The sequence below is a fragment of the Treponema socranskii subsp. socranskii VPI DR56BR1116 = ATCC 35536 genome, from assembly GCF_000468115.1.
Classification (GTDB): Bacteria; Spirochaetota; Spirochaetia; order Treponematales; family Treponemataceae; genus Treponema_D; species Treponema_D socranskii.
This window is the reverse complement of the sequence record NZ_AVQI01000059.1, coordinates 55290-77010: the sequence shown is the minus strand read 5'-3', so window position 1 is coordinate 77010 and position 21721 is coordinate 55290. Positions and strand designations below refer to the sequence as shown.

17 protein-coding genes and 1 tRNA gene are annotated in these 21721 nt (G+C 52.0%); 9 read left to right on the top strand and 9 right to left on the bottom strand.

The window, feature by feature from the left end; genetic code table 11:
• Positions 1–3: 3 nt before the first annotated feature.
• Positions 4–939 (bottom strand): alpha/beta fold hydrolase, encoded by a 936-nt coding sequence (locus tag HMPREF0860_RS08075; RefSeq protein WP_038082347.1) that lies wholly within the window; start codon positions 937–939, stop codon positions 4–6.
• Between the two features lie 164 nt (positions 940–1103).
• Between HMPREF0860_RS08075 and HMPREF0860_RS08070 the strand changes: the two genes are divergently transcribed.
• The 8 genes from HMPREF0860_RS08070 to purN all read left to right on the top strand — a co-directional run bounded on the left by HMPREF0860_RS08070 (position 1104) and on the right by purN (position 9051).
• Positions 1104–2366, top strand: coding sequence for a class I SAM-dependent RNA methyltransferase (locus tag HMPREF0860_RS08070; protein WP_038081421.1), 1263 nt, complete (start codon positions 1104–1106; stop codon positions 2364–2366).
• Positions 2350–4173, top strand: coding sequence for an outer membrane protein assembly factor BamB family protein (locus HMPREF0860_RS08065; RefSeq protein ID WP_021495662.1), 1824 nt, complete (start codon positions 2350–2352; stop codon positions 4171–4173). The genes HMPREF0860_RS08070 and HMPREF0860_RS08065 overlap by 17 nt, the downstream gene beginning before the upstream one ends.
• A 41-nt stretch (positions 4174–4214) precedes the next feature.
• Positions 4215–4298 (top strand) — tRNA-Leu (locus HMPREF0860_RS08060).
• Between the two features lie 252 nt (positions 4299–4550).
• Complete coding sequence (gene purE, locus HMPREF0860_RS08055; RefSeq protein WP_021330885.1) at positions 4551–5048, top strand: 5-(carboxyamino)imidazole ribonucleotide mutase; 498 nt, start codon at positions 4551–4553, stop codon at positions 5046–5048.
• Positions 5045–5770 (top strand): phosphoribosylaminoimidazolesuccinocarboxamide synthase, encoded by a 726-nt coding sequence (purC, locus tag HMPREF0860_RS08050; RefSeq protein ID WP_021330855.1) that lies wholly within the window; start codon positions 5045–5047, stop codon positions 5768–5770. The genes purE and purC overlap by 4 nt, the downstream gene beginning before the upstream one ends.
• A 33-nt stretch (positions 5771–5803) precedes the next feature.
• A complete protein-coding gene (gene purF, locus HMPREF0860_RS08045; protein ID WP_038081423.1) occupies positions 5804–7246 on the top strand; it encodes an amidophosphoribosyltransferase in 1443 nt (480 codons plus the stop codon).
• Positions 7247–7295: 49 nt separating this feature from the next.
• On the top strand, positions 7296–8411 hold the full coding sequence (gene purM / locus HMPREF0860_RS08040) for a phosphoribosylformylglycinamidine cyclo-ligase (protein WP_021330872.1): 1116 nt from the start codon (positions 7296–7298) through the stop codon (positions 8409–8411).
• A gap of 1 nt (position 8412) precedes the next feature.
• Entirely contained in the window at positions 8413–9051 is a 639-nt protein-coding gene (gene purN, locus HMPREF0860_RS08035; RefSeq protein WP_021330868.1) for a phosphoribosylglycinamide formyltransferase, read from the top strand.
• 83 nt (positions 9052–9134) lie between these two features.
• On the opposite strand, the gene HMPREF0860_RS08030 is transcribed toward purN, so the two are convergent.
• From HMPREF0860_RS08030 to HMPREF0860_RS08020, 3 genes are all read right to left on the bottom strand, one after another.
• Positions 9135–10268, bottom strand: coding sequence for an SUMF1/EgtB/PvdO family nonheme iron enzyme (locus tag HMPREF0860_RS08030; protein WP_021330862.1), 1134 nt, complete (start codon positions 10266–10268; stop codon positions 9135–9137).
• Between the two features lie 141 nt (positions 10269–10409).
• On the bottom strand, positions 10410–11048 hold the full coding sequence (locus HMPREF0860_RS08025) for a lactate utilization protein (protein WP_021330878.1): 639 nt from the start codon (positions 11046–11048) through the stop codon (positions 10410–10412).
• Positions 11049–11114: 66 nt separating this feature from the next.
• The gene (locus HMPREF0860_RS08020) at positions 11115–13307 is read right to left on the bottom strand and encodes a toprim domain-containing protein (RefSeq protein WP_021330869.1); all 2193 of its coding nucleotides are present in this window, start codon (positions 13305–13307) and stop codon (positions 11115–11117) included.
• Between the two features lie 298 nt (positions 13308–13605).
• Here HMPREF0860_RS08020 and HMPREF0860_RS08015 point away from each other — a divergent pair, with 298 nt between their 5' ends.
• Positions 13606–14973: an MATE family efflux transporter gene (locus HMPREF0860_RS08015; protein ID WP_021495655.1), complete on the top strand. Its 1368-nt coding sequence runs from the start codon at positions 13606–13608 to the stop codon at positions 14971–14973.
• Between the two features lie 8 nt (positions 14974–14981).
• Here HMPREF0860_RS08015 and HMPREF0860_RS08010 read toward each other — a convergent pair whose 3' ends face one another.
• The 5 genes from HMPREF0860_RS08010 to HMPREF0860_RS07985 form a co-directional block, all read right to left on the bottom strand.
• Entirely contained in the window at positions 14982–15641 is a 660-nt protein-coding gene (locus HMPREF0860_RS08010; RefSeq protein WP_021330860.1) for an HAD family hydrolase, read from the bottom strand.
• A gap of 58 nt (positions 15642–15699) precedes the next feature.
• Positions 15700–18363, bottom strand: a complete 2664-nt coding sequence (leuS, locus tag HMPREF0860_RS08005) for a leucine--tRNA ligase (protein ID WP_021330861.1) — start codon at positions 18361–18363, stop codon at positions 15700–15702.
• Between the two features lie 350 nt (positions 18364–18713).
• Positions 18714–19232, bottom strand: a complete 519-nt coding sequence (gene folK, locus HMPREF0860_RS07995) for a 2-amino-4-hydroxy-6-hydroxymethyldihydropteridine diphosphokinase (RefSeq protein ID WP_231364406.1) — start codon at positions 19230–19232, stop codon at positions 18714–18716.
• A 9-nt stretch (positions 19233–19241) separates the two neighbouring features.
• Positions 19242–20447 carry a recombinase RecA gene (recA, locus tag HMPREF0860_RS07990; protein WP_021330857.1) on the bottom strand — a complete coding sequence of 402 codons (1206 nt, stop codon included), beginning with the start codon at positions 20445–20447 and terminating at the stop codon, positions 19242–19244.
• Positions 20448–20612: 165 nt separating this feature from the next.
• A complete protein-coding gene (locus tag HMPREF0860_RS07985; protein ID WP_021330875.1) occupies positions 20613–21719 on the bottom strand; it encodes a tetratricopeptide repeat protein in 1107 nt (368 codons plus the stop codon).
• Positions 21720–21721: the final 2 nt, after the last annotated feature.

Below are 21721 nucleotides of genomic sequence, written 5' to 3'. Positions count from 1 at the left end.
CCGCTAGAGAGAGGCGAGCCACAAAAGCACGTCGCTTTCGACTTCGGCTTTATTGATTTCGTTGAAAAGCTCATGCCTCGCGTCATCGTATTTTTTGACGGTGAGGTTTTTTGCGCCGTTTTTCCGGTAGATCGCACAGAGTTTTTCTACCGTTTTGCCGTAGCCGCCGACGGGATCGGCGCTGCCGTAGATTATTAAAATCGGTAAATCGGACGGAATTTTTCGTATATTCGCCCTTTTGTGGATTTTTATAAGGCCGTGCGTCAAATCGCAGTAAAAGCTCGCCGTCGGATTAAAACCGCAGTACGGATCGGCGATGTAACGCGCGACGGCGTCTTTATCGCGCGAAAGCCACTCCTGCCCGTTTACCGAATCGGGGATTTTCTTCGTGTACGCGCCGAAAGCCATCTGTTTTAAAAACGGAGACGCGCGTTTTTTCCCTTTGAAAAACGCGATCACGCGTGCAACGATATTGCCGAACGCGGTGAGAACGAAGGCGGGGCCGGCCGTACCGCACAAAATGCAGCCGTCGATGAGGCGGGCATAGGTTTCGATAAAAGACTGCGCGACAAAAGAGCCGAAAGAATGTCCGAGCAGCACCGTCTTTTTGCCCGGAAAGTCGGCTTTCGCTTTTTCGAGCACTTCCCGTACGTCTTCGACAGCACGCTCGAATCCGTTTTTGTCCGCGAGAAGTCCGAACATGCCGCTGTGCTTTTCCGCGGCGCGCTCGGCGGTTTTGCCGTGTCCGCGCACATCGTGAGCGTTCAACACAAAACCGTTTTCCGCAAGCACGGTGCCGAACCGCTCGTATCGCTGAGCGTGTTCGACCATGCCGTGAGAAAGCTGCACGATTCCTGTTACTTCACCGTCGGGAACCCAGCGCGTAACAAAGACTTCTTCACCGTCGCTCATCGTTTGAAAAAATTGTTCTCGCTGCATGGCTTTATTATAGTCGAACCGGTAAAAAGAATCGACCGGCGATGCGTTGAAAAAGGGGTGCGTATGCACGGTGCGTTTCCTCTCAAACATCGCTTGCTTTTTCACGGCATATACACGGCATCCCGTCGTTGAAAAGAGCTTCGTTTCGCGCTATCATGGATTCCATGCCTGTAACCGTTAAGGCGGAAAAGCTTGTATTCGGCGGTGACTGCATAGCGCACGTAAACGGAAAAGCGGTTTTTATTCCCTATGCCGTCCCGGGCGAAACGCTCGATATTGAAATCATCTCTTCAAAGCGCGATTACGATAAAGCGAAGATCGTAAGCGTCCGTGCACCGTCTCCGCACAGGAGGCCACCCGCGTGTGCATATTACGGATTATGCGGCGGCTGCAATATGATGCACATAGACGACGCCTATCAGCGTTCGCTTCGAAAATCGGTGCTCGCCGACTGCTTTTCACGTGCGGGAATCGATGTGCCGGAAATCGATGTGATTGCGGGAAAAAGCGAAGGTTACCGCGCTCGTTTTTCGCTGCACAACGGCGGGCTCGTCGCACGCGACGGAAAATCGATCGTACCGGTAGCGCGATGCGCCGTCGCGACAGACGAAGTGAACGAGTGGTTCTCGAAAACACCTTTTGAAAATCGACCGAGCGGCATCGTCCGCATATTCGGAGATGCGAACGTCGTAAGCACGGTTTCTAACGGCAAAAAAATCGTTTCGGCGGAATACCCCAGTCATACGGAAATCGATGAAGCGGCAAAGTCCGCGCAAAGCACGCACGGAAAAAAAATAAAAACGCCTCCGAAGCGCTTTTCGGGAACGCTCTCGTCTCCCGATACGGCGGTAAAAATCGCGATCGGCGGAAAAGAAATCGGCTTTGATGTGAGGGGCTTTTTTCAATCGAATACGGACGTGCTTGAGCGCGCAATCGAAAAGGTATGCACCTCTCTTTCGGGAAAGAACGCGCTCGATTTGTATGCGGGATGCGGTACGTTTTCCGTGTTTCTTTCGGACAGATTCGAACACGTAACGCTCGTCGAACACAACCGAGACGCTCTCGTCTTTGCCGAACAGAATACGGCGGGAAAAAATCACGCGAGTTACGGAGTAAGCGGCGCGGCATGGGTGCATGATTTTTCCAAAACGGCTCCAATCTTCGACGCCGCCGTCGCGGATCCGCCGAGGAGCGGCATGGAAAAAGAAGTGTGCGAGTGGCTTTGCAAAAGCGATATTCCGCATATACGCTCTCTTTCGTGCGATCCCGCAACGCACGCACGGGATGCGGCAAAACTCATCCGTTCGGGCTACAGCCTTGTATCGCTTACGCTGCTCGATTTTTATCCGAATACGTGCCATATCGAAAGCTTGGCAATCTTTGAAAAACGAACCAAACAAGGTAGACAGAATGCACAAAACGTCTAAATTTTTATACAACTTAACAATCTTTTTAATATTTTCAGCCGGAAATGCGATTTTTTCGCAAAGCCGAGCGGTCGAACGCGATTTTGCAACCGAAGAGCCGAACTGGTCGCTTACGCTCAACGGCAAAATCATCGCCCCTCCGCAGGCAACGTCCTACGGTTTTGCAGTCCTCACCGACGGACGCACGGTGTACGCCGCTTCTGACGACGGTACCGTTTTATGGCAACGCCAACTCGGAGGCAGAATCAGCCCCTACCTCACCGTGCTCGACGGCGATTTTCTTTTAACCGTTTTCCGCGGCAATACGCTTACGCTTTTAAATCCCGAAGGGCTTCCGTTGTGGTCGGTTCGCGTGCCCTTTACGCTTGCAGCTTCGCCTTTTATCGGAAGGGATGCGCGCATCTTCGTACGCGGAAAAACCGATATCGCGTGCTACGGAATCAAGGGCGTATGTAAATGGCACATCCGAACCGAGGAGCAGGATACGCAGGCGATACAGGAACTCCCCGACGGAAGCGTCGTCGTCCTGCTCGTAAAACCCGACAACGGAAAAACGACGGCGCTGCGCATATCGCCGTTCGGGGAAATTATCGAAAAATTCGCCTTTACCGGTATCGTCGCATCCTGCGTTTCATCCTCTCAAGGCGGTATCCTCGTTACGCTGAAATCGGGGGGAGCGGGTTTGTGTGCGATCGACGGTAAAAATAAAACCTCGACAAAGTGGGCGCTTTCCCGAACGAAAGGCTCCCTTCCGCTTCCCGCAAACGACGGCAGTTTTTTTATCCCTTATTCGTCGACGCGGGCCGCGCTCGTGCAGCCTGCGGGAGGGGACGCCGCCGTTACGTTTTATACACTGTCCGACGGAGAGGCTGCAACGCATTACCGCGTTTCGGGCATCGACGTTTCGCGCATTTCGTACATCAAGCCTTTTTTGCGCGGCATGGCCTTCGCGGACGCAAACAGCGCGGTCTTTTGCACCGAACGCGAAAGCGCCGTGTGGAACGTGCATCTCCCCGACATGAACGGCTCGTCCGATCCGTGGAATTATCTTTTATATACCGAAAGCGGCTACCTCATCATGTGCAAAAAATCGTGGACGATCGCGGGTTTCCGCGTCGTACAGAACGTCGGAGGAGGACAGCTGCAAAGACAGGAACGCGGAAATTACAATGCTTTTTTTACAACGGAAACTCCGCTCTACGATATGTATGAAATCGAAGGAAAGCTCGATACGGGATTGACCGGAACCGAACGCCGCTCGGCGCTCGATAGCGGTATGTACGGTCCGCTCGAAAAAGCGTGGGCGTCGGAATTGAAAAGCGCATGCGAAGCTTACCGTTCGGCACGTACAAGCGCGCAGACGACTACCCGCACAAAGCGTTCGGTTTTTATCGAAGACGTCGCCGGTACCGATGCAATGTTTAAACAGCTTTCCCGCTACGGAACAAGCACCGAAAGCGAAATCATCGCGCGCCTCATCGAAGCCGAAGGGGTCGGCGTACATTTGCCCACGCTCATCGCACAGGCCGGAGAATGCGCGTACGATCCCGCGGGCAGCATGCTCGATTCGCTCGACAAAGCGTTCCGCGCGATTCCTTCTCAAAATACGCGGCTTTTGCAAACCCTGTGCGATACCGTCTTTTCGATATGCCGCTTTATGGGACGACCCGCTTTTTATCGACACGGTAAAGACATACTCGCCCGTCTCCTGTACCCGCAGTACGACCCGAAAGTGAGAGCATACGCGGGGCAGACGCTGCAAAAAATCGCCGCGCTCGGAAAAGATCAAGCGGAAAAAAGCAAATGAATTGACGCGGTGCCGATATTTTGTTATTATAGCAGAACCTCGCCCGGATGGTGGAATTGGCAGACACGCTAGCTTCAGGTGCTAGTGAGCCTACGCTCATGGGGGTTCAAGTCCCCCTCCGGGCAAGAGCGAGCAAATCCGAGCAGTGCGGAGGATTTGCGAGCGTCTCCTATGAAAGAAAAACGCTGCAGGCGTTTTTCAACTTCCGACTTTTTTCGCAAAATATGCTTTTTTAATTTCTTGACACATTAATCGCAATCAAAAAATATTCGGGACTTGAAGGGCGAAGCGAGCGCCGAGCAAGTGCAGGCGCTTTCTATCGATATTTCGTTTCACATAACCTTGATTGTGCGCGCCTCTTGTGATATAGTTCGTATATGAAAGTCGCAATCTTTTTCGGCTCGAAATCCGATACGGCAAAAATAGCAAAGGCTGCCGATGTACTCAAAGACTTCGGCGTCGAGTACGAAGCGTTTATCATCTCCGCGCACCGTGCGGGAAACCTGCTCCGCTCTACGGTCGAAAAAGTCGAACGTGAAGGCGTCGAAGTGATCATTGCGGGCGCAGGCCTTGCAGCCGCTCTTCCCGGCGTGATCGCGGGTATGACGGTGCTTCCGGTTATCGGTGTGCCTCTTGAAAGCGTATCGGAAGGTTCGAACGGTCTTGCAGGTTTCGACGCACTCCTTTCCATCGTGCAGATGCCGCCGCAAATTCCGGTCGCGACCGTCGGCATCGGAAACGCGAAAAACGCCGCCTACCTCGCCCTTGAAATCCTTGCATTGAAATATCCCGAAATAAAAACAAAGCTTATCGAATTTCGCAAAAAACTTGCGGAAGAAGCCGCTTTACAAGGCGGCAATGGAGTATCGCTATGAACGAAAACGTCGTTAAAAAAGAGCAGCTTTACGAAGGCAAAGCGAAAAAAATTTTTGCAACTTCAGACCCCGACCTCGTCATCATGGAATACAAAGATTCCGCGACGGCGTTCAACGGCGCAAAAAAAGGCACGATCGAAGACAAGGGCATCATGAACAACGAAATCTCGGCAAGGCTCTACGAGCTGCTCAATTCGTGGGACGTGCCGACGCATTTTATTAAAAAACTTTCCGAACGCGAAGTGCTTTGTAAAAAAGTGAAAATCATTCCGCTCGAAGTGATCGTGCGGAACGTCGCCGCAGGCTCGTTCAGCAAACGGCTCGGAGTGCCCGAAGGCACGGCGCTTAAAACGACGGTTTTTGAAATATCGTACAAGTGCGACGAACTCGACGATCCGCTCATCAACGACTGCCACGCGGTCGCTATCGGAGCCGCAACATGGGACGAACTCCACCGCGTCTACGAAATCACGGCTCAAGTCAACACGATCCTCACGCATTTCTTTTTGCGCTGCGGAGTGCGCCTTATCGACTTTAAACTCGAATTCGGCAAGGACAAAGACGGCGCCATATTTCTCGCCGACGAAATTTCGCCGGATACGTGCCGTTTTTGGGACGCAAAGACGAACGAAAAGCTCGACAAAGACCGCTTCCGCCGCGATCTCGGCAATGTCAAAGAAGCCTATGTCGAAATGCTCGGCCGCATCGAAAAAGAGCTCTGATTGTTAATTAATAATTTTACGGACAGCGCCGGTATGAATGATTTAACCGATGAAGAAGATGTTCTCCACGACGAATGCGGCGTCGTCGGCGTGTATTTGAACGCCGACCCGATCGATACGTCGGCAATGAGCGCTTCTTCCCTCGCCTACTACGGCATGTATTCGTTGCAGCACCGCGGACAGGAAAGCGCGGGGATTGCCGTGTCGGACGGAAGCGACGTTAAAGTGCATAAGCTTATGGGTCTCGTCGCCGACGTCTTTAAACGCGAAAACCTCGATTCACTTTCGGGAAGGATCGCCGTCGCCCACGTCCGCTATGCGACCGCCGGCGGCTGTACGATCGAAAACGCACAGCCCATGGTCTACCGCTTCAAGCTCGGCACCGTCGCCGTTGCGCACAACGGTCAGCTTGTCAATTACGAACAGCTTCGCGAAATGCTCGAAGAAAGCGGTTCGTCGTTCAATTCGACGAGCGATACGGAAGTTATCGTCAAATTCATCGCGAAAAGCTATAAAAAGGGACTCGAACGCGCACTCACCGATACGATTCAGCTTATCAAAGGTTCGTTCGCGCTCTGCGTTATGACGCAGGACTGCCTCATCGGTGCGCGCGATCCGAACGGTATCCGCCCGCTCTGTCTCGGAAAGCTTTCAGGCGGCTGGGTGCTCGCAAGCGAAAGCTGCGCGATCGACGCGATGGGAGCCGACTTTGTGCGCGATATCCGTCCCGGCGAAATCGTCATCATCAACGGCGACGGCGTGCTCTCGTTCGAGTTCGGTGAAAAGACGTCGAAGCGTTCGTGCATTTTCGAATACGTGTACTTTGCACGCCCCGATTCGGTACTCGACGAAATCCCCGTGCAGGAAGCGAGGCTGCGCATGGGAGCGATGCTTGCAAAAGAAAATCCCGTATCGGCGGACGTCGTCATCGGTGTACCCGACAGCGGACTCGGAGCCGCACTCGGCTATTCGCGGGCGGCGGGCATCCCCTATGCGACGGGTATCGTCAAAAATAAATACATCGGCAGATCGTTTATCGCGCCGACGCAAAAAGAGCGGGAAAATACCGTATTCGTCAAACTCAACACGATCAAAAACGAAATAAACGGAAAGCGCGTCATCGTCATAGACGATTCGATCGTGCGGGGTACGACGAGCAGGCGCCTCATTCAAATACTGCGCAAAGCGGGCGCAAAAGAAGTACACTTACGCGTTTCGAGCCCGCCGGTAAAATTTCCGTGTTATTTCGGCATCGATACGCCGCGCAGAGCGGAACTCATCTCATCGGATCACGACGTCGAAGCGATACGCGAAGAGATCGGTGCCGATTCGCTCGCGTTTTTGAGTATGGACGGCATGCTCGAAGCGCTTCGTTCGTGCAATCCCGAACAATACGGTTACTGCAAAGGCTGCTTTACCGGCGAATATCCCGTAGCTGTGCCCGGAGAAATCCGAAGCGCACAGCTGCGGTGCTAGTTAAAATTATTAATTAATAATATCGGACTGACGTTTTTACGGGGGCGATATGGCGAAAACCATCGATTACAAAAAAAGCGGCGTCAACGTCGGCGAAGGATATAAAGCGGTCGACGAATACAAAAAATCGGCGGCGAAAACCGCGATCCCGGGACTTTTGACGGGTATCGGAAGCTTCAACGGCATGTTCGCCGTGCCGAAACACATCAAAGAACCCGTCATGGTGAGCGGTACGGACGGCGTCGGCACAAAACTCGACATCGCCTTTAAGATGAAAAAATACGATACCGTCGGCATCGACTGCGTTGCGATGAGCGTCAACGATATCCTCTGCTCGGGTGTGCCGACGCTTTTTTTTCTCGACTACATCGCCTGCGGTTCGCTCGATGCGAAGATCGCGGGCAAAATCGTAGAAGGAATCGCCGCTGGCTGTAAAGATGCGGGCTGCGCGCTGCTCGGATGCGAAACCGCTGAAATGCCGGGCTTTTACGACAAGGGCAAATACGACGTCGCCGGTTTCGGCGTCGGCATCGGTGAAAAAAAAGAGCTTATAACCGGCGGCAAAATACGAGCGGGAGACGTACTCATCGGTCTTTCGTCGACAGGCGTTCATTCGAACGGCTATTCGCTCGTGCGAAAACTCGTTACCGATTTCAGCGAACCTTTTTGTTCGGACGGAAAGCATGGTCGAAAAACGATCGGGGACGTGCTTTTGACGCCGACGCGCATTTACGTGCGGCCGGTTATGGACGTACTCAAAACGTACCGGACTTCGATACACGGCATGGTACACATCACGGGCGGCGGCTTTTATGAAAATCTTCCGCGCATGTATCCCCGTGCAAAGGAAAATCAAAAACAGCTCATATCGATTATTAAAAACGGAAGCTGGGACGTGCCCCCTGTTTTTGCGGAGCTCGTAAGGCGGGGAGCCGACGAAAAGCGTATGTTCGAAACTTTCAATATGGGAATCGGCTTTGTGCTTGCAGTAAAAAAAAGCGACGCCTGCGCGATCGTCGACCGGTTCAACAAACACGCAAAGCGCTTTTCGGTCAAAGGCATCCCCGATATGAAAGCCTATACAATAGGGCGCGTCGCCGCATCCGAAAAAAGAATCCGCGGAAACGTCAAAGGCAATAAAGCGATGACGCTCTTTGAGGGATGAAATGCTTTCGATCGCAGTGTTCGTTTCGGGAAGCGGCACGAATTTGCAGGCGCTCATCGATTATGAAAAATCCCGCGCTTCGTGCCCGTACCGCATCTGTCTTGTCGTAAGCGACAGAAAAGACGCTTATGCACTCGAGCGTGCAAAAAAAGCCGGAATCGCGACGGAGATCGTAAGCGCGTACGCGGTACTCGGAAAAGAAAAAGCGGAGGCCGCATCGCGCGATGAAAAGCGCCTCTCCGTTTCGAACGCGGCTCTCGCCGCATGCAAAAAACACAAAGCGGACGCGATCGTGCTTGCGGGCTGGCTCACGGTTTTATGCGGCCCCATAATAAGTGAGTACGGCGGAAAGATCATCAATCTGCATCCCGCCCTGCTTCCGAAATTCGGAGGAACGGGTATGTGGGGTCGGCGCGTACACGAAGCGGTCATCGCCGAAGGCGAAAGGGAAAGCGGCTGCACCGTACATTTTGTGGATTCGGGCTGCGACACGGGGGCGATCCTCGTGCAAAAAAAAGTGAACGTCATGCCCGGCGATACGCCGGACACATTGTACGCGCGGATAGCGCCAGTCGAACACGAAGCGATAGTCGAAAGCGCCTGTCTCCTCGCGAAAAAGCTTTCGGGGAAGGTTGATTAGAGGGCGGGCAGAGACTTATTCTCTTTTCCCTTCTTTCGCTTCCGCTCTTACCGCACCCCGCTGAAATCAAGCCGGTATTTCGTTCACGGCTTTCGTGCCGCAACATATCCTGCAAAGCACCAGCCTTCCTTCCCATCCGGTAAGCGTACCTTTATCCACGGAGCCGTTATGCCGTCTATCGTTTCCTTTTTCCCTTCTTCAAGTACCGTAAGCGGACTTCCCTTTCCTGCCAGTACGACTTTTTCACCCCGTACATTCGGATCTGCGCGAATATTCAAGTTATCCGCAGCATATACTCTCTTACCCGCCGAATAACGGCTGCCGAAAAGTCCTTGCGCCGATTCACTAATACCCGCTGCGTTCCGAACCATACGAACCCCTGTATAATATCTTTCCAAGGGGTCGCTACCGCCTTTTTTTGCCAAGACCGCCATAAATAAAAGCACATCTTTCCCTACATTTTGAGATTTTGTGTAACTTACACAAGCACCACATGAAAGACGTGATTTATTTATTCCTTCCTCACCTGCGGAATTCGGCTTTATATCCCAACACCATTCCCATGCGTTCCCGAATACATCGTATAAACCGACAGGGTTCGGCTCAAGTTTTCCCACCGGCTCGGTCGATGATGAATTCGTAGCAACCCATGCATACCTTTCTACCGGCCTCTTTTCCCACCACTTCGTTTTTATTCCCTCCAAACCGCCCAGTGCAAAATATATCCATTCGCTTTCTTCCGGAAGTCTGTATCCGTCCGCTTTTTTATTCACAACAATCTCAGGCATTTTTACCGGTTCGGGATACGTATACGAGCTTTGTACCGGCATATCTCCTTTTAACGTATAAACAGGCGTATACCCTTCTTTTTTGCTTCGCCAGTTACAATATTCGAGCGCTTCATAAAATGTCATACCCACAGCAGCCGATTCGGGATACGCCATGAGATTATAATAATTCAGCTGTACCGCCGTAATCTTATAGAATTCCTTTTTGCCGGTTTCATTTATAAATGCTTCCCACTCGCTGCGCGTCGTTTCATATTTTTGTACGTATAAATCGGAAACCATTACTTCTTCGGAACCGATACCCAGCAGCTTTTTCCAATTGTACGTTCCGCCTTGCACGAATACGGTTTCGATCACGGGGAGACTTTCTTTCGCCGTACAACAAAACACAACGGTTGTAAGCAGTAAAACTATAATATTTTTTTTCATCGTTAATCTCCCAATTTTAATTGCTGTAAAGGACGTATGACAGACAATGTATATTCCTGTATCCCTGCACCGGGGTCGTGCTCTTGCCACGGTTCATTTTGTACCAAAGTTGATACTTCTTTGTTGTCAATTTTTTTATAATTAAAACCCAAGCGTTTCTCCGACGAGGACGACTTTGATCCTTCCCGCGGGTTTGCACAAGCGCGTGCGCACGATGTACGAGCAAATGCTGTCAGTGCTTTTGCAGTCGGCGCAGCTTCCCGTCGTTTTGCAGGGTGTGCGTATGTCGAAGCGCTGCGCGTTGACGGGAGCCGCCGTATTGCGCGCGCGGGAGATCGCGTCTTCGGCGGTCTTTACGACTTTGTTCATGCCGCACGCGACGATGACGCTTTTCGGGCCGAAAGTCATCGCTGCAACTCGGTTGCCGTTCCCGTCGACGTTGACGATTTCGCCGTCTTCCGAAATCGCGTTCGCGCCCGTCAAATACGTATCGCACAAAAGCGCGCGCCGCATGATTTCGATTTTTTCTTCCTGCGACTGTGCCGTACTGCGGTCGATGACGCGCCATCCGCCTTTTTTTACGCGATCTATGACGCCGAGCGCTTCCATCGTCATGGAGCCGCCCCAGGATACGACATCCGTCTTCGGTATGAGTGAGAGAATTTTTTCAGCCGCTTCCGCGCATGACGCGCAGTAATAAGCGTCGAAGTGCCGAAGCGAAAGCGCTTTTATGAGGCCTGCTCCGAGTTTTTCGTTTCTGATTCGTTCCGCCTTATCCATAAAATCCTCCGCATAAAAACATATAACGACGCATACCCGCCGAGTCAAAGGCGCCGGCCGATACGTTTACGCGTCGATTTCGGAAGCGAGGTGATGTACGATAAAGTTTCTGCGCTCGGGCGTATTTTTTCCCATATAAAACTGCAGCACTTTCGGCACGTTTTTCAGCGATTCGATCGACACCGGAGTCAAATGCATACCGCGGTCTTCACCGTCGCCTTCTTTTCGCGGATGAATAAACTGGCCGAATTCGTTCGGGCTGATTTCGCCCAAGCCTTTAAATCGCGTCACTTCCGCGCCCGCTCCGAGCGCTTTCAATTCTTTGTCGCGGGACGCTTCGCTGTAACAGTAGCGCGTCGTCGTTTTATTGCGCACGCGAAACAGCGGCGTTTCGAGGATGTACACGTGACCGCGTAAAACGATCTCTTCGAAATACAGCAAAAAATACGTGAGCACGAGGTTTCGAATATGGAAACCGTCGTTATCGGCATCGGTTGCAATGACGATCTTATCGTAACGAAGGTCTTCGATATCTTTTTGAATGCCGAGCGAAAAGGTGAGGTTTTTCAGTTCTTCGTTTTCATAGAGTGCGGACTTCCGCCTGCCGTACATATTTTCGGGCTTTCCGCGGAGTGAAAAAATCGCCTGCGTCGCAACGTCGCGGCAGCCGACCATGGAGCCGGTTGCCGAATCGCCTTCCGTTATAAAGATCATCGACTCCGCGCCTTCTTCTCCGTCCTGCACGTGATAGCGGCAGTCTTTGAGTTTGGGGATTTTGAGCGTAACGCTTTTTGCCGCTTCGCGGATCTGCTTGTCGGTAACGTTGTTGATTTCGGCGTGCGCTTTTTGATTTTTAATAATTTTTTCTTCGATCGCGCCTGCGACGTCGGGATTGTGACGCAGCCAATCGTCGATCGCGAACTGCGTTTCTTTCATGATCGGCGAGCGCACTTCGACGTTGCCGAGCTTGTTTTTCGTCTGGCTCGTAAACATGGGATTGTCGATGCCGATCTTGAGCGCGACGAAAAGTCCCCCCGCCGCATCGCGTACGTCGTATTCTTTTTTATAAAAGGCGCTGATACCCTTCGTAAAGCCATCGAGAAAGGAGGTTACGTGGGTGCCGCCGTCTTCGGTGCTCTGTCCGTTTACGAACGAATAAACGAATTTGTCGAGGCTGTTCGTATGCGTGAGGACGAATTGAATCGCTTTGCCGTTATACGAAAACATAGGATAGAGCGGCTTGCTCTTTCCCATTTCGTTTAAAAGCAAATCCTCCAATCCCTTTTCGCTTTTATATTCTTTACCGTTGCAGCTGATGAGGAGCCCCGGATTGAGGTAAGCGTAATTCCACAAACGCTTTTCGACCATGTCCATATTGAACGTGTACGGGCCGAAAATTTCTTCGTCGGGAACGAATTCGAGATAGGTGCCGTTTTTGACGCCGTCTTTCGCTTTGCCGAGTTTTTCGCCCGTCTTTTCGCCGTGCGCGTATTCGACGACGGCCATTTTGCCGTCGCGCACCGACGCTGCACGGAAATACGAAGAGAGCGCGTTCGTCGCTTTGATGCCGACGCCGTTCATGCCGATCGCCTGCTTGAACACCGTATTGTTGTACTTTGCGCCGGTGTTTACGTTCGACACGCAGTCGTCGAGTTTGCCGAGCGGAATGCCGCGCCCGTAATCGCGGATTTTTACGCGCCCGTCGCGGATATCGATATCGATTCGCTTTCCGAAGCCTTGAGAAAATTCGTCGACCGCATTGTCGATACCTTCTTTTAATAAAATATAGATGCCGTCGTTTTCGTTCGATCCGTCGCCGAGACTGCCGATATACATGCCGGGCCGGAGCCGTATGTGTTCGAGTCCTTCGAGGTGCAAAATGCTGTCTTCATCGTATATGCCGTGTTTCGGAGTCGGCCGCTTGGCGATGTCGGAAAGTTTTTTTGCAGCCGCCGAATGCGCTCCGCCGGAAGCGGTTTTCGCTGCTTCCCGCGAAGCTCCGGTTGTTGTTTTCGCCGCGTTTTTTTTCGCAGCGCTTGCAGACGATTTATTCGCTTCTTTTACCGCGCTTTTTTTACCGGCGGCGGAAGCCGTTTTTTTCGCTGCCGTTTTCGGCTTTGCGCTCTTCGATTTTGCAGATTCGGCGCGCTTTTCTTTCGCTTGAGTTTTTTTTGCCGGAGCAGCTTTCGCTCCGCTTTTCGCATCGGTTTTTTTTGCGGCCGCGGCAAGCAGTCCGCCTTTTTTTTGAATACCACCCATATAATCAGTATATAGCAATTTCCCGCACGGAGCAAGGACACGCATATCACACAAACCAAACGACAATAAGCAAAAAAGAACCGATGATGTACGGCAGTCGTGAAGTTTTATTCATGGTTTTATCTTCACTTTACGAAGTCGCAATTCCTATTTTCAATTTATATTTACTTGCTAATATTTCTTTAATCGCTCCTATTTGTCGAGAACGCTATTACAGCGAATGCCCCGCGTGCTCGCTTTCTACACTCGCTTTCGTACAAACTGGACAAAGGCGTAAAAGCGCGGTACAGTAAAACGCATGACGCGCAACGGCAACAACGGCACATCCGCTTTCATCCTCACAGGACCGGTATGGCGCTCGCTCCTTTCGTTTTTTTTCCCGATTCTGCTCGGCACTTTTTTTCAGCAGCTATACAATACGGTCGATGCCGTTATCGTCGGGCAATTTCTCGGCAAAGCAGCCCTTGCCGCCGTAAGCGGCGGGAGCGGCGTCTACGTCAATCTCCTCGTCGGATTTTTTCTCGGAGTATCGAGCGGCGCAACGATCATAATCTCTCAATTTTACGGCGCCAAACGCGAACACGAGCTGAGCCGAGCCGTACACACCGCTATGGCGATGTCGATATGGGCGGGCATCTTTATGTCCGTTGCCGGTATTTTCGCTTCCGCTCCCGCGATGAAAGCGATATCGACGCCGAACGATATCTTTCCGCTTTCGGTAACCTACATCCGAATCTTTTTTGCCGGCGCCCTTCCGATGTTCGTCTATAACGTCGGATCGGGCATTTTGCGCGCGCTCGGCGATAGCAAAAGCCCCTTTATCATTCTCGTCGCGGGCTGTATCGCAAACATTTTCCTCGATCTCCTCTTCGTTGCAGTCTTCCGTTTCGGTGTTGCGGGAGCCGCGTGGGCAACCGTTATTTCGGAAGTCATCTGTACGGTTTTGACGCTCGTAAAACTCATGCGGGAACCGAACCGCTACGCCCGCCTCGTCATCGGAAAAATCCGCTTTACACCGCACCTGCTTTCCCGCATGACCGCGATCGGACTTCCGGCCGGCATGCAAGCATCGCTCTATACCGTTTCAAATTTAATAATTCAATCGAATATCAATTCATTCGGAACGGACGCCGCAGCTGCATGGGCGGCATACGGCAGGCTCGATTCCGTCTTTTGGATGACCGTAAGCTCGTTCGGCATTGCAATCACAACCTTTGCGGGTCAAAACTACGGCGCGCGAAAAATCGATCGTATGAAAAAGGCGACGATACAAGGGCTTTGTATGGCGGGAGGAGCCGCCCTCTTTTATACGCTGATCTTTTATCTTTTCGGCCAATATTTCTTTTTGCTCTTTACGCACGACGAAGCGGTAATCGAGCAGGGAAAATCGCTGCTGCATTTTTTGCCGCTCTTTTTTATCGCCTACGTTCCGATCGAAATACTTTCCGGCACGATCCGCAGTACGGGCGAAACGTTCAAGCCTATGATCATAACGATGCTCGGCGTATGCGTGCTGCGCGTCGCGTGGATTTTCACAGCCGTTCCGCTGCATAACACGCTTCTAACCGTCGTCGCCTGTTATCCGATCACGTGGACTGCGACCGCCGTCGCTTTTTTTATCTACTACGGCAGAGGAAAATGGCTTATCGGCAAAGCGACGGATTAAACGCTCCGTCACGCACCGACGGCAGCCGAAAGCTCTTTTGCGTTATTGACGATTTTTTGTGCTCCGTGTTCGGCAAGGAATTCGCGTTCCTTAAAACCCCACGAAACGCTGATGCACGGGATGCCCGCATTTTTTGCAGTTTCTATATCGACTTCGGAATCGCCGACGTACACGCAGTCTTTTTTTCCCGCTCCGATTTTTTTAATAATTTCAAACACCGAATCGGGGGCAGGCTTCGTTTTGATACCGTCTCTCGTTCCGACGGCGGCATCGAAAAGGCGCGGAAAATACGTTTCGGCGAGAATCCTCACGGCTTCATCCGGCTTATTCGAAACGACGGCGGTTTTTATGCCGGACGCACGCAGAGACGCGAGCAGTTCGGGAATGCCGTCATAGGGTTTTGTCGCATCGGCGCAGTGAACTTTATAACGGGCGGTATAATCGGCGAATACTTTATCGAAAAGGGCATCCGCCGTACCTTCGGGCACTGCGCGCCGAATCAATTTTACCGCACCGTTTCCGACAAAACGCCGCACTTCTTCGCGCGTCCGCTTCGGAAAACCGTTCGCTTCGAGGGCGTAGTTTACGCTTGATGCCAAATCGTCGAGCGTGTCGAGGATCGTACCGTCCATATCGAAGATAACCGCTTTATAATGCAATCCGCTCATCGCTTTATGCCCCTTATCGCCGTGTTCCGAAATATACCCGCCGCATCCTGCCGCCGAATCACTGTACGACGATATTGACGAGTTTATCCGGCACGACAATCATTTTAATAATTTTTTTGCCTTCGATGTGCTTTGCAGCGCTTTCCTCCGCAAGCGCTTTTTTTTCAAGTTCGTCTTTCGGCGTACCGCTTGCAGCTTGGAATGTTGCACGGAGTTTTCCGTTTACCATAACGGCTATCGTTTTCGTATCGTCGGCACAATATTTTTCGTCGATTGCGGGCCACGTTTCGTATGCAACCGTCCCGTCGTGACCGAGTTTTTGCCACAGCTCTTCGCCCAAATGCGGCGCATAGCACGAAAGCATTTTGACAAAGCCTTCCCACATGAGTTTCGGCACGACGGAAAGCTTCGACACTTCGTTGATAAAAATCATCATCTGACTGATCGCCGTATTGAACGAAAGGTTTGCCGTATCGTCGCTCACTTTTTTTACCGTCTGCGCATAGGTTTTCCGCGCAGATGCAAGAGAAGCGTCGTCGAGTGCGCCGAAGATATCGATATCGCCGATTTCCTTTTCGCTCACGTTCCACACTTTTTCGAGAAAACGGTTTATGCCGACGATACCCTGCGTATTCCACGGCTTCGACATCGTCAGCGGCCCCATAAACATTTCGTACATGCGTACGCTGTCCGCGCCGTAGAGCTGTATCTCTTCGTCGGGATTTACGACGTTTTTCAGCGACTTGCTCATCTTTGCGACGACGCGTTCGAGTTTTTCACCCGTCGCTTTTTCGATATAGACGCCGTCTTTTTCTTCGACCATGTCGGTCGGCACAAGGGTTTTATTTTTGCGCTCGTATGCAAACGACGTGATCATCCCCTGATTGACCAGACGGCGGAAGGGTTCTTTCGTAGACACGGCTCCGATATCGTAGAGGACTTTGTGCCAAAAGCGCGCGTACAAAAGGTGAAGCACCGCGTGCTCGGCACCTCCGACATAGAGATCGACCGGCATCCAGTATTTTTCTTTTTCGGGAGCGCAAAAACGCTCGTCGTTGTGCGGGTCGAGATAGCGCAGATAATACCAACAGCTTCCCGCCCACTGCGGCATCGTGTTCGTTTCGCGTTTCGCTTTTCCGCCGCACTTGGGACAAGTGCAGTTCACCCACTCGTCGATCCCCGCAAGCGGACTTTCCCCCGTACCCGTCGGCTGATAGGTTTTTACATCGGGCAGCACGAGGGGCAAATCCTTTTCGTCGACGGGAACGACGCCGCAGGCCGGACAGTGCACGAGCGGGATCGGCTCGCCCCAATAGCGCTGACGGCTGAAAATCCAATCGCGCAGTTTATAGTTTACCGCTTCTTTGCCGATGCCCTTTTCGGAAAGCCATGCTATCATGTCTTTGATCGTCTGTTTCGTAGCCGTTCCTGTAAAGGCACCGCTGTTGATCGAATACCCGTCCGCACTCGTACAAGCATCGGCGACGTTGAAGATTTCGGGATGCGCTTCGACAAGTTTTCGATATGCCGCCTCGTCTTTTGCGGCGTTCAATAAAATCGCCTGTCCCTCTTTTTCGTCTCCGCCGCCGAGGGAAGCGGCTTCTTCTTTCGATGCGACGACTTTTACGATCGGCAAATCGAATTTTTTCGCAAAGTCCCAGTCGCGCTCATCGTGCGCGGGAACGGCCATAATCGCACCGGTGCCGTACGAAATAAGTACGTAGTCCGAAATCCAAATCGGAATCCTGCGTCCGTTTACCGGGTCGATCGCATAGCTTCCGGTAAACACACCCGTTTTATCTTTTGCCAAATCGGTGCGCTCAAGGTCTGATTTTTTTGCGGCGCTTTCGACGTATGCGGCGACGGCTTCTTTTTGCTCGTCGGTCGTAAGCTTTGAAACGAGCGGGTGCTCGGGCGCGATAACCATGTACGTCGCTCCGAAAAGCGTGTCCGCCCGCGTCGTGTAAACCGTGAGCTTATCTCCGCTCGCTTTGCCGTCTTTGCCTGCGACGGCGAAATCGACTTCTCCTCCCGTCGATCGTCCGATCCAGTTTTCCTGCATGAGCTTGACGCTTTCAGGCCAATCGAGTTCGTCCAAATCTTCGAGCAATCTGTCGGCGTACGCGGTGATCTTTAAAACCCACTGCCGGATCGTTTTGCGCGTGACGGGCGAACCGCAGCGTTCGCATTTTCCTTCTTTGACTTCTTCGTTTGCGAGCCCCGTCTTGCAGCTCGGACACCAGTTTATCGGAGAATCCGTTTCATAAGCGAGACCGCGCTTGTACAGCTGTAAAAAAATCCACTGCGTCCATTTATAATAAGTTTCTTTGCACGTGATGACGCACCTGTCCCAATCGTAGGAAAACCCGAGCGCTTTGATCTGCTGCGTAAAATGCTCGATGTTCGCCATCGTTGAAGCCGCCGGATGCGTGCCCGTTTTAATCGCATAGTTTTCGGCGGGCAAACCGAATGCGTCGTAGCCCATCGGATGCAAAACATTGTATCCGTTCATGCGGAGATAGCGGCAATAGATATCGGTCGCCGTATAGCCTTCCGGGTGTCCGACGTGCAAGCCCGCGCCGCTCGGATACGGAAACATATCGAGAACGTAGCGCCGCTTTTCTTTCGGTACCGATTCGTCTTCCGTCGTTTTGAACGTTTTATTTTTTTCCCAATATTTTTGCCACTTAGGTTCGATCGATTCAAAAGGATATTTCGACATAGGTACTCCAATCGTTTTGTGCGCACTGCAAGTTATTTTCGCGTTTTTCATTATACTTGCACGGAAAGGCAGTGGCAAGACGGAGCGCGAAGATTTCGAGCAGTGCGGAACTTGCAACGAGCGCGGAGCGCGAAGTTCCCCGCGCAGAAATTTCCGCGCGTCTCCCATAAAAGAAAAACGCGATGAGCGTTTTTCGACTCTCGACTTAAAAAAGCAAAATCGGTTCTAAAAATCCGTCGCACCGTTTCCGCAAGCTTCGCACCTCATTGCATTTCCGTGCGTCGCATTTCCGAAACAAATCGATCACGTCTTCCGCAAGCTTCGCATTGCGTTTACGCGCCTCAGTTTTATCAATCGCTGCAGCGCTCTATGCGCTGATCGGAGAGCTTTTCCAAATCCGCACCGTATTTTTTTATCAAAAGAGAAACCTCTCCCCTATCATCATCTCCGCGGACACGGCGTTTTAATATTTCGAGGAACGGGACAAGCACAAAGGCTCTCTCGCGCATTCTCGGGTGCGGGATCGTAAGAGTTTCGTCGTCGATTTCCATATCGCCGAAAAGTTCGATATCGATGTCGAGGGAACGAGGTCCAAAGCGCACTTCTTTTTTACGGTTGCGTCCGTACTTCGCTTCAATCTTGTGAATTTCACAAAGAAGATCGTGCGGCGTAAGCCCTTCGCGGACGGCGCCGCAGACGACCATATTGTAAAAATCGCTTTGATCGGCGATGTAGAGCGCCTGTGTGCGGTACAGCGAAGAAGCGGCAAACGAAACGAAAAGCGGGCGCAGCTCCGCACAAGCCGCCTTTACGATATCGATCGGCGGCATGGAGCGGTACGGCATATTAGAGCCGATACCGAGCGTCACTTCATGCAATCAAAAAAGCTCCTCTTCGTTCGCCGCGGGTTTTACACCCGTCTTTACCCCGTCGCTTTTTTTCGCATCGGCGGCAGGGCGAGCATCCGCTTTTTGTGCGGCGGGTTTTGCCGCATCGGATTTTACGTCGGCTTTTCCCGCATCGCCCTTTGCCGCACCGTCTTTCATCTTGAGCGCTTGCCCCGGAAAGAGTTCGGTACGTAATTTTTTTTCGATATTTGCGGCAAAATCTTTATTCGTTTCGAGGAACTGCACTGCGTTTTCTTTACCCTGTCCGATTTTATCTTCTCCCGCCGAATACCACGCGCCTCTCTTTTCGATGAGGCCGTGCTTTACTGCGGAATCGAGGAGGCTCGCCGAAGCGGATACGCCTTTTCCGAAATAGATGTCGAGTTCGACTTTGCGGAACGGAGGAGCGACTTTGTTTTTGACGACTTTTACGCGTACGCGGTTTCCCATCGCCTCTTCGTCGCCCTTCCCTTCGATCGATTCTATGCGGCGGATTTCGAGACGCACCGACGAATAAAATTTAAGCGCATTGCCGCCCGTCGTCGTTTCGGGATTTCCGAACATGATACCGATCTTCATGCGGATTTGATTTATAAACACGAGAATCGCATTCGACTTGCCGATGATCGCCGTGAGTTTTCTGAGCGCTTGGCTCATAAGGCGCGCCTGCAAACCCATGTGGCTGTCGCCCATCTCTCCTTCGATTTCCGCCTGCGGAGTTAAGGCCGCGACCGAATCGATAACGATGATATCGACCGCACCGGAGCGTATCAAATCTTCTGCGATCTCAAGCGCCTGTTCTCCCGTGTCCGGCTGAGATACCCAAAGGTCGTCGATATTGACGCCGAGGCTTTTCGCATACTGCGGATCGAGGGCGTGCTCCGCGTCGATAAAAGCGGCGATGCCTCCGAGCTTTTGCGCTTCGGCGATCGCATGGAGGGCAAGCGTCGTCTTTCCCGAAGACTCAGGTCCATACATTTCGATGATGCGTCCGCGCGGATAGCCTCCGATGCCGAGCGCTTCGTCGAGCAAAATCGAACCGGACGGAACCACATCGAAACCAGCAGTGTCCGCTTTCGTGCCGAGCTTCATCAGAGAACCCGCGCCGTATTGCTTTTCGATCTGGAGCCGAGCGGCTTCCAAAGCCTTTAATTTTTCCGACTTATCCGCCGGCTGGTTTACAGCTGCCGTTGCCATTACACACCTTCCTTTATCAATTTTTTTCCGCACCGCTTTCGCACAAAACGGGGCGCCGCAAAACTCGGACAGGCTCCAAAAACCGAATCGATTTTTTAGAGCTGCCCTCTATAATATCGCCGAAACTTTGCCATTTTACGCGGAAATCACATAAAAAACTACAGTCTACGGCGTTTCGAGAAAATCCTTTACGTTTTGATACACCGATCTCCCTTCAAGGCTCAGCTTTCCGTTATCGAATACGATCTTTCCGAGTACTTTAACCGGAAGTGCGCTCGCAATTCCCGGATCGGATTGGAATTGTACCGGCACGATGCCGACGACTTTTTCCATCGTTTCGTAGCCGACAAGCAAATCGAAACGGTATGAAGTACCCTGTGTTACGGCATTTGAAACGCGCCCCGACCATGAGGCATAGCAGTCTTCGTAGAGCACGGGATTTTTCACCGCATCTTCATACGAGGGATTGTCGGCTATCGTGTCGAAAGTCGGAGGTGAAAGATAGCTCATCAAAACGCGCGCTTTTTGTTTGATCGAAAGCGATGCGTTCGAATGTAAAATCCGGTTGATTTCGATCTGTGCCGCATTGTCGCGATAGGCTTGAAAATACCGCTGAGAACGCGCATAGCTTTCGGTTATCTCTTTGTTCGACAGGATAAACGCATAGGCTGAAGACGCCATATCCTTTTCCTGAGCGTATTTCGTTTCGTCGGAAGAAAGCGCGAGTGCCGATAAGTCCGCCCGCTCCCCCTCGGGAGCGTTTCGCGGAAATCGGATAATGAGCAGCACAAACAGCGCGCCGAGCACGCAGGCCGCCGCAGGAACGGCGATTCCTAAAATTTTTCCGATATTCGCGCCGAGCGGCGGATAAAACCGTTCGATCTTTCCGTTGTCGATCCACCGGCAAATCGTATCGTAATCGCCCTGCGTTCGGATAAATTCAAGCGCTCGCTTTGCGGTTTTATTTTCGGGATCGCCGTCGAGCACTTCCAGATAATACTGCACCGCGCGGTCGGTATTGCCCCTGCGCAAAAAAAGAGCGGCTTGTCCCAAAAGCAAGCCGGTGTCGGTAAGTTTTATCTCGCGCGCCTTTTGATAATACATCGACGCCGTTCCCGCATCCCCCGCATAGAGGCACGCGTTTGCGAGCAAAATATAGTAATCGAAATTACCTTCGTAAATTTCGCTTCGCCCTTCGAGGAGCTTTATCGCAGACGGAAAATCCCTGCGAGAGAGCATTTTTGAAGCGACATCGAGAACATCGCGCGGCATAG